Genomic DNA, 13,917 nt, shown 5'->3' on the forward strand with positions numbered 1-13,917 from the left:
TAGTACCGTTCCGGTTACTTTATTTTGAACAGGTCGCTCTGGATGACGGCGTGTATGATGGATCTTACCCCGTATTCATTATCCTGGCACGAATCGATAATCTCCTCGACTTGCTGGCGCTCGCTAAAACTTATCGTGGCCCCCGTTGCGTAAACGATGAATTGCTTGACGAGGTTCCGGGCGATGGCTCGTTCGTCAGACAGCAAGTGGGATTTGAACTCTTGGATGTCAGCGAAGGCTCGACCGTCTTGCAGTACTCCCGAAGGGTCGACTGGCTCAGCGTTTCGATAAGTAAAGAAGAGCCCATTTAAGCCAATTCCCTCCAAGGGCTCTCCGATTTCGCCGATCGCTCGGTAGCGTTCCTGCCAGCCACCAGCAATGTCGAAACTCTCCAGGGCGAAGCCAGCTGGGTCGAATTTTGCGTGGCACATGTGGCAGGATTCGAAAGAGGTGTGCTTATCGAGCTGTTCACGGATCGTGGTAGCGCCGCGAGTATCCGGTTCGACGGCTTCGACGCCCGAAGGAGGCGGCGGGATGTGAACTCCCAAAAGACGTTCCATGATCCAAACTCCGCGTAAAACAGGTGACGTTGTCGTCCCGTTCGCGGTGACCCTGAGCACGCTTGCTTGGGTGAGGAGTCCTCCGCGTGGAGAGTCGTCGGGCAAGGAAACACGGCGGAGCTCCACGCCTTCGAAAGGCTCTAACCCGTAGTGACGGGCGAGACGCTCATTGGCGTAGGTGAAGTCAGAGTCGATCAAGTTGCCAGCGGGAAGATCCCTGTCGATAAGCTCCCGGAAAAAGCGTCGCGTTTCGAAGAGGGAAGCTTCTGTCAGCTGATCGTCGATATAGTATTGTGGATACAGTTGGGAATCAGGCGTGTTGGCATTAATCTCTTTCAGTTCCAGCCAGTAGTCGAGGAAGGCATTGATGAATCGATCGGATTTGGGATCCGACAGCATTCGCTCGGTTTGCGCTCGCAGTTCCGTCTCTTGACGAAGGTTCTGCGCGTATTCAAGTTTCTCATCTGGCGGCCCGTTCCAAAGGAAGTAAGAAAGTCGAGACGCGATCTCGTGGTCCTCGAGCGGGCCAACTTGTGATTCCACAAAAAGGAAATCGGGGGAGGAAAGTATCGTAGTGTAAGCGGAGATCATCGCGTCGGTAAACGATTGGCCGATAGCGGTCGCTTCCTTGTATATTTCGAAATACGGTTCGATGACCGCATCATCGGCGATCGGGGATCGATACGCATTCTTGACGAAGGCTACCAAGAGTCGCCTCGCGTCGGCGTCCGGATCGCTGGGCAACACGTCAACGCGGCGGTCGGGAATGCCCGGCGAACGCTCGGTCCATCCGATTAGCGTTTCTTCTGTTAATAGCGGCGGAAGCGGCAGACGCTCTTCGCTCTCATGGACTTTGAATGGAAGATCGCCAAACAAGGCTTGGTAACTTTGAGGAGGCCAACTCTCACTCAAAGGCCCTTCAAGCTCCAGCCAGTTCATGGCGAAACCGGGAACACCTTCTGACGTCGCGTTCGGGTTGCCACGCCAGCCCGGTTGTGTTCTCAGCAGCCTTCCAGCGTCCGGACGGATCGCATCACCTTTTCGCAGAACGACATCTCGCTCAATAATTTTGGGATCGGGATACGAATCGAAAGTTCCGATCCAAATACTTTCGCCGCTTGCGGTGTGGGCATAGAGGGTTACCGGTTCGCTGCGTTTCCCAGGCATGACGACGTTTCGGTCGGGCAACCACCATTTCTGCGTACCGCCCGTGAGTCCGTGATCCTCTCCGCCCCGTCGGCCATTGGGGCCCGCGGTGAAAGTGAACGTCTTCATCCGCAGACGGTAGTTGCCAGGAGTGGGCACGATGACGTTTCTAAAATCGTACTTGGCCGCCGAGGCCTGAGTTCCAACAACGAAACCAAAGGCCTCTTGGTTTCGTGCTTCTGGATTGGAATCGCCTACGGTCAATGGTTGCGTACCACGGATAACTTCCGTTTCCGAGGTCAGGCCCAGCAGCGGTATCGGCGCGCGAGAGGGCTCCATATTTATCCCCTTGCGGAAGGGCATCCAGAAAATCATGGTCCCTTCGTCTCGGGCGTAGTAGCGCCTCGTCACCGATCGAAAAGCGGCCGCGTTGACTGCGGAACGCAATGCGTAGTCTGCCGTTTCCAAGTACTTGGCCATTTGGACGTGGGAAACATCGAGCCGGTCGCCGGTCTTGTTGAAATTCTCATAGGTCCCATCCTCCGGTAGCCGGTGGGATACCTGCAGCCATGGAGAGTCGAGAACGTGCCGCAGCGTGTTCTCGTATTCGAACCGATTGACGCGCCGAACTTTCGAGCGACCTTCTTGGGAAATGCGTTTGCGATCTGCGGCGATCAAGGAACCAGAAAGCGATTTGAGAAAAGCGTTTAGATCTTCCCTGGCCGGCTGCACATCATCCTTAGGAGGCATCTCGCCGTGATCTACCCGGTCGTGAACGAGTGCCCAGGTTGCGAAGGTCTGCTTGTCCGCTAAATCGAAGGAAAGATTCTCGAGATCGAGGTCTCCCTCTTGCCCTAAAGAATCGTGACAACCTAAGCAATGGTTTTCGACGAAACCGGAAAGATTCGCCGGGAGGTCGACCTGAGCACATACTTTCGTCGCCATGCATGCTGGGAGCAGGACGGCAAGCGAGAGTTTTGCTGATTGATGAATTATTGAAAATAGGAACATGGGAGTGCTTTTCCGATCGGAAATTGCTTTGTTGTTCTCTCTTCGTTGGGCGAGTTGCCTCGTTCCACTCCTGGGTATAGCGGCGCAGTCGCTGAGGTGGATTATAGAGGGAGAAGAAAGTTGTTGTGGCATAGATAAGGCGATCTGGCTATTTTGAAGTTTGCGGCGAATTTCCTACTTGCCGTGCTCGGAGCGTAACAACTGCTTCCAGTCCGGGCGAATCAAAGGGGACGGGGGTCTTTTTTGAGCGTGATATCTCTGCTAGGCTTGGCTATTCGATGGGGGGAGTACAATGCCGAGGCAAAAACGAGTTGATGAGGCGGGCGGGATCTACCATGCTCTTAACCGGGGCAATGCTCGTCAGACGATCTTTCACAAGGATGACGATTACGAGGCGTTTCTGCGAACGCTTAGTGAGGGATTGGATAAGTATCCAGTTGAGTTGTTTTCATTTTGCCTGATGCCCAACCATTGGCATCTTGTTTTGCGACCCACCGAAGATGGAATGATGGGGCGGTTCATGCGATGGGTCACAGCGACTCATACGTTGCGCCATCACGCGCACTATCACAAAGGTGGTCAAGGTCATCTGTACCAATCTCGGTTCAAGAGCTTTCCGATTCAAGACGATGCTCATTTCTTAGTCGTTTGCCACTACGTTGAATGCAATGCTCTGCGGGCAAACTTGGTCAAGAAGGCCGAAAACTGGATTTACGGGTCATTGTGGCGCTGGCTGCAAAAGCCGGAACCCAAACCACAGTTGCTGACCCCGTGGCCCCTCCGCCGATCGGGAGACTGGGTGTCGCGAGTCAACAAAGCTCTTACTTCAAAAGAGCTCGATGGTGTTCGCCAGAGTGTTCACCGTGACCGACCTTATGGTGATGAAGACTGGACCGAGCAGATCGCAGATCGATTAGGATTGTGGTCGACGATTCGACCAAGAGGCCGCCCACGCAAGCCACCATCCAACTAAAAAGACCCCCGTCCCCTTTTGATCGTCCCGTCCCCTTTTGATCGTCCGCGTCCCCTTTTGATCGTCCGAAGGATGCCGTTGAGATGCTCGTTCGTCACGATGCAAAACGCATTCAGCACCTCGTGTTTGATCGTCTGGATCACGCGCTCGACGTGGGCCTGCAAGTTGGGCGATCGCGCCGGCGTCAGCTTGACTTCGCAATCCGTTGACCGGAACACTTCATCGAACGAATCGACGTATTTCCGGTCGCGATCACGCATCAGCATCTCGCACTTCAGATCGTTGTCATCAACGTGCATTTGGATGTTGCGGCCCTGCTGCGTCGTCCATTCGCCATTCGGTTTCTCCGTGCATGGTGAGATCCAAATCTACCGCGTACCGATGTGGATGAAGACCATGAAGTAGACGTCGACCAGTCCCTTTATCGTCCACTTCTTTTTGCACGCGAAATCGCATTGCCAAAGCGTGTTGGCATGGCGTTTGATGAACTTGTGCCACGTGTCGGGATAGTCACCGGGCGTCGGTGCAAAGCCCGCCGCGACGATCACGTTCTTCACCGTTTGCCGCGAAACGTGAACGCCCATCCGGCGAAGCTCTTGCAGGATCTTCGTGTACCCGAACCCCGACTCTTTGCGGATGCGGACGATGGTGTCGCGAACATCCTCCTCCAGCTTCGGCCGGCCCGTTCCTCGCTTCACCGGCTCTTTCTTTGTCGCAGGCGAGTCATCTTCCATCTTCCGGACCCAACGCCGGAACGTCGAATACGACAAGATCGTCATCACGTCTTTGATCTTTCCGCCCAGCTTCTGGCCGTGTTTGACGAGCGTGTTGCGCTCACGATTGTCCAGCGTGATACGACCAGGTAACTTGGACCGAAGGATTTCGTTCTCCGCCTTCAGGTAGCGAATCTGCTGGGCCAGTTCCTGCCGCGTCAGCGACGCTAGCACTGTCAAAAGTGCGTGGACAATGTTCGCCATCGTGCGACCAAAAGCCCTGCAAATCCGGGGACAATCGGAGTGGCAGAGTATTTGTACCCAGCCGAGAGGACGAGCCTACGCAGCGATTCGATTCCCGCAACTTCCGTTGAATTGATCGGGCGAGTTTGCAACCGAATCAGACGTCGCGATATCGGAAGACCGATGCAATCGCCAAAGCCAACGATGCCTCGGTCCTGTCAAGACGCGGCATGAGCTCTTGCTGTTAACCAGCGACGCCAGGAATTTCACGGGCGAGGAAGTCGCCGCCGGTTAACACATTCAAGTTAACCCGATGCGCGAGCAGCGCGCGGTGGTCCGCATCGACCGAAGTGGCAACGCGGCAGGTCAAGAAACGCTCAAACGCTGTCCAAAAGCCTGCAAATTCAATGCAACAGCCGAGAGTTTTTGCAGAGAGAGTACTGTACGGGGAGTGCAGGCTCCGTCCATTGCCTCTTAAGTTGCCGGCCATCACGTTGAGGGCAAACATCGCGTTCACTGAACAGGAAGTTGGACTATTTCGTGGTTTGACAGTGTTGAGGTAGAATGCCGGTCTGCCGAAAGTCGTGCTGATGTGACCGGCTTCCTGGGAAAGACTCGCCAATTTGTTATGAAACCATTTGCCCCTTCCCCACCTGATCGTTCTCGAATTGCTCAGGCCACAAGCACGTCGCCGGAGCAGCGAATGCTTGCTGGACTGGAGCATTCGGAGCTTGCCATTCGCGTGGTCGAGGATGGAATTCGCGATCAGAATCCGCGTGCGGATGATGCGACGATAACACGATTGCTGGCCGAGCGGATTGAGCTGATGCGTCGCATGCAAGACCGGACGTTGGCGAAAAAGTGAAGTTGCAAGAAGCGGTATCGCGAATCATCACCGCACTGAATGACGCGGGGCTCGAGTTCATGCTCGTGGGGTCGTTCTCCAGCATGTACTACTCGTTCCCCCGTTCAACGACGGATGCCGACTTTGTTATCGGGACGTCCGACTGGGATTCACAAGGACTCGCGAAATCGCTCGGCAACGAATTTAAGTTCGATCCGCAACTCTCGTTCGAGACCTTTGGCGGTTCAGTGAAAAACGAGATTCAGATCGAGGGCACTCCGTTCCGGATCGAGTTGTTTCGGTTGACCGATCAGCCCTTCGACCGAGCACGTTTCGATCGTCGCCGAAAGGTCGCACTAGGTGGTGACGAGGTTTGGATCCCGACACCCGAAGACGTGATTTTGCAAAAGCTGACTTGGTCCCGCCCCAAAGACCAAGAAGACGTTTTGGGCGTGATCGCGGTTAATCACGAAACTCTCGATCGAGAGTACCTCAATCAGTGGGCCGAGCAACTTGGTCTCACCGAGGAGCTTGCAGCCGCCTGGAAATTGGCGACGGAACACTCTTGACGCAGAGCGTAACAAGCGTTGTCAACTCGTCCTGCTCTGGCGGGCGATCGTAAAGATTGCTCGCTGAATCTCGGACGAAACCTCATCCCAAAGCCCGATCATTTCGCGAAGCAAAACGTCGCTTTCATTTGCTGCACCCACCGCTTCGGAAACATCCGTTTCACCCGTGTTCTCGGTGGTCGTGCTGTTCCTGCCGGGACTCGAATCTGGACGAGCTATTGGCAGCTACGTGGTGAAGGCTTTGTTTCCTTCAATTTTACAATGCTCTCAAGACTTGAGCACTTACCGAGAGTTAGCGGGCGATGGCAACTGCCAAATGAAAACGACGTCGCGGTGACCGTTGGGTCGTAGTTGCGTACACGCGTTCTTGAATTCGGGCGGTCGTTGGCGTTTGGCTTCCATCGGATGACTCCGAAGCGGGCAACTGGTGAGGCGATACAATTGGGCGATGACGATGCGTCCGCGGGGTTGCCCCTAGACGCCTTTCCGAACGTCCATCGCCATTGCCTGACCTTCCGATTCGGTAGCTGGTATCTTATTCCTGTTCCGCTTTGTTCCCCCTTCCGCCCACTTCCCGTTTCGATGGAGTATTCCCGTCACGTTCACTCCTTCATCTAAGCCGACGCCATCCAAACCGACGCCATCCAAGCCAACACCGTGCGGCCGAACCTATTGGGTGATTGACGATCGGTTGCTTGCTGGTGCCTATCCCGGTCGCCCGGATCCAGCAGATCATCGCCAGCGAATTAAGTCGCTGTATGACGCTGGCATGCGGACGTTCATCAACTTGCAAGAAGAGAACGAAACGAACAACTCCGGCGTGCCGTTTGTTCGCTACGACGATGAACTGCGGCGACTCGCCGACGAAGGGAACGAACAAATTGCTCACCTGCGTTTTCCGATCCCAGACGGCGGAAGAACGTCCGTCGATCGAATGCGAAGCATCCTCGATGCGATCGACCTGTCACTCGCAGCCGAGCGTCCCGTTTACGTTCACTGCTTCGGCGGGATGGGACGAACCGGGTCAACGGTTTGTTGTTGGCTGCTACGACATGGTCTCGCGACGCCTGACAACGTGCTGAGTTTGCTGACGCAATTACGACAAGCCGACGTGGAACGAGCGAGCTGGAAAGCGCCGGAAAACGAAACCCAAGAAAGCTTTGTTCTGTCGTGGGCCAACCAGCAAAACAGCTAGTCATGGTACGAATCAACGTGCTGTTCGTGTGCAGCAAGAACCAGTGGCGGAGCCCGACGGCGGAGGCGATCTATCGTAACGATGATCGCGTTTCGGTTCGTTCACGCGGCACGGCAAAGTCAGCGGTACAAACGATTCGGCCGAGCGACATCGTTTGGGCGGACGTGGTTTTCGTGATGGAAGACAAACATCGCCAGCGGATCTTGGCCGACTTCCCAGGCGAGGCGAAGTTCAAGCCGGTGCATGTGCTGGATATCCCCGACGATTACCAGTTCATGGACGACGAACTGGTGGAGTTGATCCGGTTATCGGTGGAGCCGATCATCGAACGACTCAACCGGAGTTCATCAAGACCGGACGAATGAAGTGGTCAAGGGTGCGATTGCGACGAGAGCGTTTCACTTGCAACTTCACGCTACGATAGGACAACGATCGCATGAACCATAATGCACTCGTTCGCGAAATCCGCAGGCACAAGCCGATCGGGCTGAGTGACACAAGACAGCGCGGCGGCACGATCTTGGCTGCCAACACCAAATACACTCGACGAATTCCGCTGAGGTTTGTGAAATGAAAAACCACCTGCCCACCGTGACGATCTTCATTACTGCCGCGTCGTGGGCTGGATTTGCGATTTGGTTGGGTGTCAATCCGAATGCGTTGTTGGGGGCGTTTGGCATCGAGGATCGCACGCCGCAGATGGCGACGGAAATTCGTGCATTTTATGGCGGGCTCGAAATGGCGATCGCGGTTGCAATGATCGTGCTCTGGCGACGCGGTGATACGTTTGCTTCGCTACTGATTGGCGGGTTGCCGTTGCTGGGATCGGCGAGCGGTCGCTTGGTTGGATCGGTCGTCGACGGATTCTCGATGATGCACTTGGGGTTCGCGGGATTGGAACTGCTCGGCGCGGCGTTTTGCTTCGTGGGGGCGCAGATGGTTTCACGCGGTGAACATGGCGATTGAACAGGATTCAGCGTGCAAGGTTCTTGGTCTCAATCGTCCAATCCGGATCGCGTTCCAACTCGATGTCCTCCCCGGCGAACATCTTGGCGGCAGCTTGCTTTCCTTTGAGATGCCAATCGAGCCAAGCAAGGGCCACGGGGGCATACTCTCCGCCGTGTGGCCGCCGGTAAGTTCCTCCGTGCCCGACGTCCATGTTTGTCATCACGATCGGAACATGATCGACGCGAGAAAAATCGTCCATCGCATTGTCGTAAGCAATATCAGAAGGGCCACCCATGATATACAAGACAGGTCCATGGAATTTCTTCAGGTTATCCTTGGACAGATTTGGCATCGTCGCCAACGGTGAACGAGTCGGCAAGATTCCACTGTTGCAAACCACGGTGGTCGTGATTCTCGGATCGCCCGAGATTTCGATCGCTTGCAGTCCGCCACATGACATTCCCATCGCGGCGACCTTTGTCGTTTCTACCTTTCCAAAGTAGATGCTGTCACGTTTGGCATTCTGTGTAGTGATCCAATCCAATGCGGCAAGTAGTTGAGAAGAATGTGTCCGCTGGCGAGACAGTTCGCTGCGATGGTCTAACTGATCGAGAGGTCCAACGCCGAGAACAATGTAGCCGTGCGATGCAATTTCATTGAGAAAGTTCTTGTGTTCCTCGGTCGTGTTTGCACATGCGCCATTGCCCCAAAGGAGTACCGGTAGGTTCCGTTCACTGCCAAAGGGGGACAAGTTCTTTGGACGAAAAATCGTCATTCCTGAAAGCGTCGGCGACTCCGTTGCAATCGCCGAAAAGGGGCCCCGGCCACCATCTTCAACTTCCACCTGATTTGGTGAATCGAGTTCTACATCGACATCATCGTCCGTGGCTAAGTCAATGATGCTGGCATAGGCAGGCTTGGGATTATTGTTAGCGTCGAAGAGTAGCGGGTGCTGCCCCCAGCGCCAGGTACGTCGATCGTTCAGGCCCCAAAACGTAACGCGTTCAATAACGTCTTCGTGTTTCTTGAAGATGGCAAACAGTTTGGCGTAGTCGTCGGCTTGCGCGTTCAGATCGTCCAGGGAAGGAGGAACACTGCGTCGGAAGCGACGCCCGCCGAATTGTCCGCCGGACTCGCCACGGATCGTGACGTCGAGTTCGGTGATACTGACCTTCAATCCTAAGGATGCGTAATCGATGATGGCTTTCTCGATGTCAGCAAACGGAACCTGCCCACTGCGCCAGTGACCTTGAATCCCAACGGCGTCGACAGGGGCTCCATCGGCGAGAAGTCGCTTTAGTAGCACCATCGAACTTGCATGCTTGGGGCCCGATTCGATGTTGTAGTCGTTGTAGTAGAGCGTGGCCTCGGGATCCGCTTGGCGAGCAAACTGAAACGCCAGGGTGAGGAACTCGGGGCCCAGGCTCTGCAACCAATTCGAGTTTCGAAGATTTTCTGTTTTCGCAGTTTCTGAGTCACCACCGTCGTTGATCGCTTCATTAACAACGTCCCAGCTTTGTAGTTTTCCTTGGTAACGTCCCGCCAGCGTCTCAATGTGCTGTTTCATTCTCCGCTTGATCGTCTCGAAATCGCTGCCCTTGAAAAACCAGCTTGGCGTCTGCGCGTGCCAAACCAATGTGTGGCCATGGATCGTCATGTCATACTTTTCGGCCCATTCCACCAGGGCATCGGTCGGTTCGAAGTTCCAACGGTTTTCGGCCGGATGAACTCGTTCGGGCTTCATGCAATTCTCGGGCGTGATCGCAGCAAAGTGCTTCGCTGTTAGTTCCAGCTCTTCGTCTGAATAACGCGAGGGCAGGTCGCCCGCCATGCCGATTAAGAACGAGTCGTGAAAAGCATCTTTGATATGGCGATCAATTCTCACTTCGACCACGGGTGCAACGGACTCTTGAGATGTCGGCTCAGGTAACTCGCGAGTGGCGATTGATTCTTGGCCACCCCGTTCCCCAATGGGTCGAATCAGAACAAGTTCCTTCCCGTTGAGTTTACCGCTGTACTCGATGCGAAATTCTCGCTCGCCGAACTGACGGACTTCTGTAAACGCGATCGAATTGTCTCCGACTTTCACGTCCACGAAATCAACTTTCCGTTCTTCGCCTTGTGCTTCCACTTCTGCTCGTGCGGAAGCTTGTCCCGAACTGTTGATGGCGAAATGCATATGATAGGTTTGCAGTCCGAACGGGCTTTCAAATTGACTATGCCACGTGCCCCAGAGTTCGTTCTTGGGTTGGAATAAAAGCGGAGCGAATTCTTTCAAGCTTCGGCGCCATGTTTGCCATTCGTGCGCCGTTTCTGGTGAGAGGTAATAGTGAGCGTTGACTCCTAATTCTTTTAACTGCTCAACAGTTTCGGCGTGATTGCCGCTACGTCGCATTCGGCCTTCGCCACCGATTTCTTTGCTGCCGTAGCCGACGAAGACGAGGTTCACCAAGTCTTTGAAGCCTTCGTTGGTTTCAGCCTCTTGTTTGCTGATCGTAGCACCACTGAATAGACCAATGTGCGAGAACTTGTTGAGGTTTCGCAATGTGATCAGCTTCGTTTCCATGCTGCCCAGCGACAGACCCGCCATCGCCCGGTGGGGCTGATCAGTGAGAGTACGGAAGTTGGCGTCAACGAAAGGAATCAATTCGTCCACCAAGACCGTTTCAAAATCCTTGATGTCAAAACTGCGAAGTCCTCCGATTCGCACCCTGTTGGTCATTCCATAGGTCATCACGATGATGAACGGTTTTGCTTTCTGTTCTGCGATGAGGTTGTCCATGATCAGCCCGGCATGACCTTGGACGCTCCAGGCGTATTCGTTTTCACCCCAGCCGTGTTGCAGATACAACACGGGATAGCGTTGGTCATCAGCATTGTCGTAGCCCGGCGGTGTGTAGACAAAGGCGCGACGTTGGGAATCCGTGCTGTTTGAATGGAAGAAGATCTCACGAACATGCCCGTGGGGAACGTTCTTCAAGGCGTAAAAGTCGCGATCGTGAGCGGGGATCTCGATCCCGCTGCCCCAACGCATCGCTCCAAAGTAATACTTGCTGTTGGGGTCAGGTACGTGTGCACCATCGATGATCAGTTCATAATAGTGGAAGCCTTCATCAAGGGGACGTGAATAGCCTATCCAAGCTCCATCGTCACCTTTGACAAAATCAGTGCTGTCGCGAAATGTCGTTGCAACACTGTTTGCTTCTGGCGCAACCACGCGGAACTTGATGCGGCCTTGTGAATTAACTTTTGGATACTCTTTCCCTTCTTGGTTGGTTGATGCGGGCTGAAAGTCATCTTTGATGGCTTCTTCCAAATCCGTTGCAGGATTATCGCCGCTCGCTGGTCGATCTTGCGATTCAGTTGTTTCTTCGTTCTGCGCCGTCGAACCAGCCGATCCTTCTTGAAAAACCATTTGGGCGAATTGATACAGGTTGTTTCGCCAGTGGGTAGGGTCATGCGCATGGGAATCAACATTCCAAACGTGCGAAATGCCTTGTTCTTTCAGGTAGGTCTGCAATCGCTGACTGATGCGGATCAAACCATCTTTGTTGCCACATGATAAGTAAAGCAACTCAAGCTGATCTTCAGTCTTCTTTGGTTCCGGAATTAATTCTTCAGGAGCCTTCGTGTTCGGCGCCGATGAAAATCCGCCCACCCAAGCAAAGTTGTCCAGATGGGTCAGGCCAAAATTCAATGATTGTCCGCCGCCCATCGACAGGCCGGCAATCGCGCGATGCTTGCGATCCGTTGCGACCGAGTAAAGAGACTCAATCTTAGGGATCACATCATTGAGCAAGTCGTTTTCAAAAACAGCAAACGCAGGTGCTGCTTCAAAAACATTTCCTTCCGCTCGATCGTTTTTCTGGGCACGCCCGTTGGGCATGACCACAATCATCGGGACTGCTTTGCCATCGGCTATTAGGTTGTCCAACAGGACGTCGGGCGTTGCGAAACGTTGCCATTCGGTTTCGTCGCCACCAATGCCATGCAACAGATACAACACTGGGTATTTCATTCCATCCGAATATCCTGGCGGCGTGTAGACATTCATCTTCCGAGTCGTGCCAACGGTCTTCGATTCGTAGTCAATCATCTCCAACTTGCCGCGCGGAATGTCAAGGCGTTTCTTGACGATGCTGTCTGGCGGATCCGCAAAGATCTGCTTGTCATCCGGCCCAAGTTCGATTGGACCACCAAAACCACCTTGAGGTCTGCGGCGTTCTCGCTCGGCGGAAGCGTCTTCTTGTGCTACTGCAATCGGCAACGGTATTAGGCAGAACGAAAGCAAAACCAGGAACGTTCTCATTGATAATCTCTCGTTTCGTGAAGACCAGATAGGCGTAAGTCATCCAATCGGCTGCGTCATAGATGAACGCGATCGGAAGAGAAGCTTGAATGAAGGCACCGATTGCTTTGGACCCAGAACGTGCGTGTACGCATTAAATCACATTCTTAGGGCTCAGTTCCGACGATTCGATCAAATTCCGCAAATTTGCTGCCACTCAATGGATTGCCAGGAATTGCAGGCGAATCGAAGAGCCCGAGTCTCCTGTACTTCGGTGCGCCGAACACTTGGCTACTTCATTGCACCGCGCACTTGGTCGATTCGGATCGGGCCTATCGGCTACGCGACTTTCATCGTCTCCGCTAGACTAGCGCACCAATCGCCAACGAAACGCCGCGTACCGGAGCATTGGGAAATGTGCGTTTAGAGCAAGTCGCAGCACAATCGCATTATGATTTGTTGCGTGACTGTGGCCGGTTGATCACGCAGTGCCACCGAGGATTTTATGAAGTCATCGCAACAAGAACACGAGTTGCCGTTAGCGCTTCGTGCAGCCTACATGGCTCTCCACCGTAACACTGAAGCCAAATTTGCCACCCATGGAGTGACCGCAGATCAATTTGTATTGATGCTCGCCGTGGACGAAAACCGATCGCTGACTCAGCGTGAACTTGCAAAACGGATCTCCTCAGACCCCAGCACCGTCCGAGCCATGTTGGTGCTGTTGGAAAGGAACGGATTGATTCGGCGGGACGCGCACCCGAATGATCTTAGGGCCAAGACGGTGGAGTTAACTGCGAGCGGTAAACGGAAACTTCGCAAGCTATGGAAGGTTGGTCAATCCATTCGAGATGATATGTATGGTGCTATGTCGCCTGAGGAAACAACGATTCTCATTCGACTACTTCGATGCGTTTCTGAATCGCTTTACCTTGAAAATGCCGTCAGTCGTTGATCTTGATTCGATTGTTCTGCCTCTAATTGCCACTTAATTCGGGGAAGCAATAGGTACACCTCGTCGTTCGTCGATGAACGATCGCATGGAGCAAAATTTTGATTTCATTGCCAAGGCATCATGCAACGCGCCGCCAACAAGTCCACATCAATCCGGTCAGGCTTTCGTGGCAGCTAGTTTCGCTAATGCTTAGTACGTTGATGCTACCGGGATGCTTGCTCAACTCCTTGGCTTTGTTCGAGCACATGTGCATCGCAAGCTGACTTTGATGGGGATTGCCTGAGTCGGGTTGGCTGCTGCTGATTATGTGTATCGCCGTGGGGTTTTGCTACTGAGTTTTTGAAGGGCCGATGGCGTCACGAGTATCGGTTCTACGTTTCCTCCGCTTGCGGTCAGGGCCTGTGGTCGAGCAAATGCGGGCGCATCGGTGTGCGGTAGTGACAACGTCCCAGCCCGCTTCCAAATTCTGCGC

12 protein-coding genes are annotated in these 13,917 nt (G+C 54.0%); 7 read left to right on the top strand and 5 right to left on the bottom strand.

What is annotated here, in order from left to right; genetic code table 11:
* Positions 1 to 14: 14 nt before the first annotated feature.
* The gene (locus Pla22_RS11725; protein ID WP_165440611.1) at positions 15 to 2,717 is read right to left on the bottom strand and encodes a DUF1592 domain-containing protein; all 2,703 of its coding nucleotides are present in this window, start codon (positions 2,715 to 2,717) and stop codon (positions 15 to 17) included.
* Between the two features lie 292 nt (positions 2,718 to 3,009).
* Here Pla22_RS11725 and Pla22_RS11730 point away from each other — a divergent pair, with 292 nt between their 5' ends.
* On the top strand, positions 3,010 to 3,690 hold the full coding sequence (locus Pla22_RS11730) for a transposase (protein ID WP_146514779.1): 681 nt from the start codon (positions 3,010 to 3,012) through the stop codon (positions 3,688 to 3,690).
* On the opposite strand, the gene Pla22_RS11735 is transcribed toward Pla22_RS11730, so the two are convergent.
* The 3 genes from Pla22_RS11735 to Pla22_RS11745 all read right to left on the bottom strand — a co-directional run bounded on the left by Pla22_RS11735 (position 3,687) and on the right by Pla22_RS11745 (position 5,154).
* Positions 3,687 to 3,950: a transposase family protein gene (locus tag Pla22_RS11735; RefSeq protein ID WP_146514780.1), complete on the bottom strand. Its 264-nt coding sequence runs from the start codon at positions 3,948 to 3,950 to the stop codon at positions 3,687 to 3,689. The genes Pla22_RS11730 and Pla22_RS11735 overlap by 4 nt on opposite strands.
* Positions 3,951 to 4,058: 108 nt before the next feature.
* Positions 4,059 to 4,667, bottom strand: coding sequence for a helix-turn-helix domain-containing protein (locus tag Pla22_RS11740; RefSeq protein WP_146514781.1), 609 nt, complete (start codon positions 4,665 to 4,667; stop codon positions 4,059 to 4,061).
* A gap of 223 nt (positions 4,668 to 4,890) precedes the next feature.
* Positions 4,891 to 5,154, bottom strand: coding sequence for a hypothetical protein (locus tag Pla22_RS11745; RefSeq protein WP_146514782.1), 264 nt, complete (start codon positions 5,152 to 5,154; stop codon positions 4,891 to 4,893).
* Positions 5,155 to 5,274: 120 nt separating this feature from the next.
* Here Pla22_RS11745 and Pla22_RS11750 point away from each other — a divergent pair, with 120 nt between their 5' ends.
* The 5 genes from Pla22_RS11750 to Pla22_RS11770 all read left to right on the top strand — a co-directional run bounded on the left by Pla22_RS11750 (position 5,275) and on the right by Pla22_RS11770 (position 8,220).
* Positions 5,275 to 5,511: a hypothetical protein gene (locus Pla22_RS11750; RefSeq protein WP_146514783.1), complete on the top strand. Its 237-nt coding sequence runs from the start codon at positions 5,275 to 5,277 to the stop codon at positions 5,509 to 5,511.
* A complete protein-coding gene (locus Pla22_RS11755; RefSeq protein WP_146514784.1) occupies positions 5,508 to 6,059 on the top strand; it encodes a nucleotidyltransferase in 552 nt (183 codons plus the stop codon). The genes Pla22_RS11750 and Pla22_RS11755 overlap by 4 nt, the downstream gene beginning before the upstream one ends.
* Positions 6,060 to 6,735: 676 nt before the next feature.
* Positions 6,736 to 7,254 (top strand): protein-tyrosine phosphatase family protein, encoded by a 519-nt coding sequence (locus Pla22_RS11760; protein ID WP_242631952.1) that lies wholly within the window; start codon positions 6,736 to 6,738, stop codon positions 7,252 to 7,254.
* Between the two features lie 2 nt (positions 7,255 to 7,256).
* Positions 7,257 to 7,619 (top strand): low molecular weight protein tyrosine phosphatase family protein, encoded by a 363-nt coding sequence (locus Pla22_RS11765; RefSeq protein WP_146514785.1) that lies wholly within the window; start codon positions 7,257 to 7,259, stop codon positions 7,617 to 7,619.
* A 205-nt stretch (positions 7,620 to 7,824) separates the two neighbouring features.
* Complete coding sequence (locus tag Pla22_RS11770) at positions 7,825 to 8,220, top strand: DUF4345 family protein (protein ID WP_146514786.1); 396 nt, start codon at positions 7,825 to 7,827, stop codon at positions 8,218 to 8,220.
* A gap of 7 nt (positions 8,221 to 8,227) precedes the next feature.
* Here Pla22_RS11770 and Pla22_RS11775 read toward each other — a convergent pair whose 3' ends face one another.
* Complete coding sequence (locus tag Pla22_RS11775) at positions 8,228 to 12,511, bottom strand: endo-1,4-beta-xylanase (RefSeq protein WP_146514787.1); 4,284 nt, start codon at positions 12,509 to 12,511, stop codon at positions 8,228 to 8,230.
* 484 nt (positions 12,512 to 12,995) lie between these two features.
* Here Pla22_RS11775 and Pla22_RS11780 point away from each other — a divergent pair, with 484 nt between their 5' ends.
* Complete coding sequence (locus tag Pla22_RS11780; RefSeq protein ID WP_242631953.1) at positions 12,996 to 13,445, top strand: MarR family winged helix-turn-helix transcriptional regulator; 450 nt, start codon at positions 12,996 to 12,998, stop codon at positions 13,443 to 13,445.
* Positions 13,446 to 13,917 lie beyond the last annotated feature (472 nt).

It is taken from the genome of Rubripirellula amarantea (genome assembly GCF_007859865.1).
Taxonomy (GTDB): Bacteria; Planctomycetota; Planctomycetia; order Pirellulales; family Pirellulaceae; genus Rubripirellula; species Rubripirellula amarantea.

Coding starts and splice junctions, on each gene's coding strand:
- Pla22_RS11745 (WP_146514782.1), bottom strand. CDS start 5,154: ATGTTTGCCCTCAACGTGATGGCCGGCAACTTAAGAGGCAATGGACGG.
- Pla22_RS11730 (WP_146514779.1), top strand. CDS start 3,010: ATGCCGAGGCAAAAACGAGTTGATGAGGCGGGCGGGATCTACCATGCT.
- Pla22_RS11780 (WP_242631953.1), top strand. CDS start 12,996: ATGAAGTCATCGCAACAAGAACACGAGTTGCCGTTAGCGCTTCGTGCA.
- Pla22_RS11740 (WP_146514781.1), bottom strand. CDS start 4,667: ATGGCGAACATTGTCCACGCACTTTTGACAGTGCTAGCGTCGCTGACG.
- Pla22_RS11765 (WP_146514785.1), top strand. CDS start 7,257: ATGGTACGAATCAACGTGCTGTTCGTGTGCAGCAAGAACCAGTGGCGG.
- Pla22_RS11770 (WP_146514786.1), top strand. CDS start 7,825: ATGAAAAACCACCTGCCCACCGTGACGATCTTCATTACTGCCGCGTCG.
- Pla22_RS11775 (WP_146514787.1), bottom strand. CDS start 12,511: ATGAGAACGTTCCTGGTTTTGCTTTCGTTCTGCCTAATACCGTTGCCG.
- Pla22_RS11725 (WP_165440611.1), bottom strand. CDS start 2,717: ATGTTCCTATTTTCAATAATTCATCAATCAGCAAAACTCTCGCTTGCC.
- Pla22_RS11735 (WP_146514780.1), bottom strand. CDS start 3,950: ATGCGTGATCGCGACCGGAAATACGTCGATTCGTTCGATGAAGTGTTC.
- Pla22_RS11750 (WP_146514783.1), top strand. CDS start 5,275: ATGAAACCATTTGCCCCTTCCCCACCTGATCGTTCTCGAATTGCTCAG.